The sequence below is a fragment of the Streptococcus pseudopneumoniae genome (assembly GCF_001068775.1).
GTDB lineage: Bacteria > Bacillota > Bacilli > Lactobacillales > Streptococcaceae > Streptococcus > Streptococcus pseudopneumoniae_N.
Map to the genome: position 1 here is coordinate 1 of NZ_JWAJ01000088.1, position 2,403 is coordinate 2,403.

Annotated in this window: 1 protein-coding gene; it reads right to left on the reverse strand. The window is 43.9% G+C overall.

Annotated features, from left to right (window positions below; translation table 11 throughout):
• Positions 1-2,403 (reverse strand): mucin-binding protein (locus ADF68_RS11085; RefSeq protein ID WP_049548763.1); only part of this gene is annotated, 2,403 nt, incomplete at both ends.

Here is a 2,403-nt window from a genome sequence, read left to right on the forward strand (position 1 = left end):
ACTTTATCTGTAGCTTCTGGGTGTTCTGGTGTAACTGTCTTACCACCTGCTTCAGCTTTATCCGCATAATAGTGTTCAACGACTGGGACTTTTACTTTGCCATAGTCATGACTGTTTTCAGTCCATGTTGTTGTACCATCTGCTTGATTCTTCTTACCTGTGAAGGTATAGTCGCTTTGAACATCATCTTTTGGTGTGGTTGAACCAGCTCCTTCAAACGTTACCGTTTGTTTTGTTGGTTGCGTCACATCATTTGTTTTTGGTACATAGATGATTGGCGTATCTTCCCCTGGTTTATCAGGTGTTACAGGTGTTCCTGGTTGGATTGGTTGACCTGGTTTCGTTGGATCGTTTGGATCTGGAAGGTGTGGTTCATAACCTGGTACATCAGGAACGACTGGTTGACCTGGTTTCGTTGGGTCTGTTGGATCGTTCGGATATTTAACACCTGGTGTTGATGGGAAGTTTGGATCATTTGGTGTTTCTGGTTTTGGAACCAAGTTTCCAAGTGGTTTGTAAGTAACAGTTTCTTCAAGGTTTTCTTGAGTAACTGCCTTAGAAGCAACACTTGCTTTATCAGCGTAGTATCCTGTCAAACCTGGTGTTGGAACTTCAGCGTAGGCTGTCTTATCTGATGCCCATGGTGTCGCTGAAAGTTCTTTACCTGTGACTTTATCCAAGGTAAGGGTACGTGTCCATGTCGCGTTTTCAACATGATCTGCTGGGGCTGCTACCTTACCATCTGATACCACATACTTAACAGTAGATGTGACATCTTTCTTCCATTGATCTGTCGCTGGGTACTTAGGACTGTTTGGATCATTTGGATTGATTGGATCTGTTGGGTTATGTGGGTCATTTGGTCCTACTGGAGTTTCACCATGTTTCAAGGTTACTGTCCATGTTTGATCGACTGAAGCATCGGTATCGAAGTGAACTCCTGCTGGGAATTCATCGCTTACAAGAACATAGCCACGATCTTCATAGTACTTGATCTTGTCCGCAGTTGAGTAGTTGATTGCCTCACCTGATTTACCACCGACTTGATCATTGGCAAGGGTTTGACCAGTTGTTTGATCAACGTACGTGATCACTGCTTTTTGGTCTGCCTTACGGTAGACAACAGGTGTATCAGCTCCTGGGTTAGATGGTGTTACATTTGGAATGTCTGTCACATAACCTGGGATAACTGGAGTTGGAGTCACACCGCCCTTAGTTGGATCGTTTGGATCATTCGTATATTGTGGAGTTGGCGCATTTGGGATTTGGTTGCCATCTGGGTCAACTGGAATGATCTTACCGAGTTCCTTATAAACCACTTTATCTGTAGCTTCTGGGTGTTCTGGTGTAACTGTCTTACCACCTGCTTCAGCTTTATCCGCATAATAGTGTTCAACGACTGGGACTTTTACTTTGCCATAGTCATGACTGTTTTCAGTCCATGTTGTTGTACCATCTGCTTGATTCTTCTTACCTGTGAAGGTATAGTCGCTTTGAACATCATCTTTTGGTGTGGTTGAACCAGCTCCTTCAAACGTTACCGTTTGTTTTGTTGGTTGCGTCACATCATTTGTTTTTGGTACATAGATGATTGGCGTATCTTCCCCTGGTTTATCAGGTGTTACAGGTGTTCCTGGTTGGATTGGTTGACCTGGTTTCGTTGGATCGTTTGGATCTGGAAGGTGTGGTTCATAACCTGGTACATCAGGAACGACTGGTTGACCTGGTTTCGTTGGGTCTGTTGGATCGTTCGGATATTTAACACCTGGTGTTGATGGGAAGTTTGGATCATTTGGTGTTTCTGGTTTTGGAACCAAGTTTCCAAGTGGTTTGTAAGTAACAGTTTCTTCAAGGTTTTCTTGAGTAACTGCCTTAGAAGCAACACTTGCTTTATCAGCGTAGTATCCTGTCAAACCTGGTGTTGGAACTTCAGCGTAGGCTGTCTTATCTGATGCCCATGGTGTCGCTGAAAGTTCTTTACCTGTGACTTTATCCAAGGTAAGGGTACGTGTCCATGTCGCGTTTTCAACATGATCTGCTGGGGCTGCTACCTTACCATCTGATACCACATACTTAACAGTAGATGTGACATCTTTCTTCCATTGATCTGTCGCTGGGTACTTAGGACTGTTTGGATCATTTGGATTGATTGGATCTGTTGGGTTATGTGGGTCATTTGGTCCTACTGGAGTTTCACCATGTTTCAAGGTTACTGTCCATGTTTGATCGACTGAAGCATCGGTATCGAAGTGAACTCCTGCTGGGAATTCATCGCTTACAAGAACATAGCCACGATCTTCATAGTACTTGATCTTGTCCGCAGTTGAGTAGTTGATTGCCTCACCTGATTTACCACCGACTTGATCATTGGCAAGGGTTTGACCAGTTGTTTGATCAACGTAC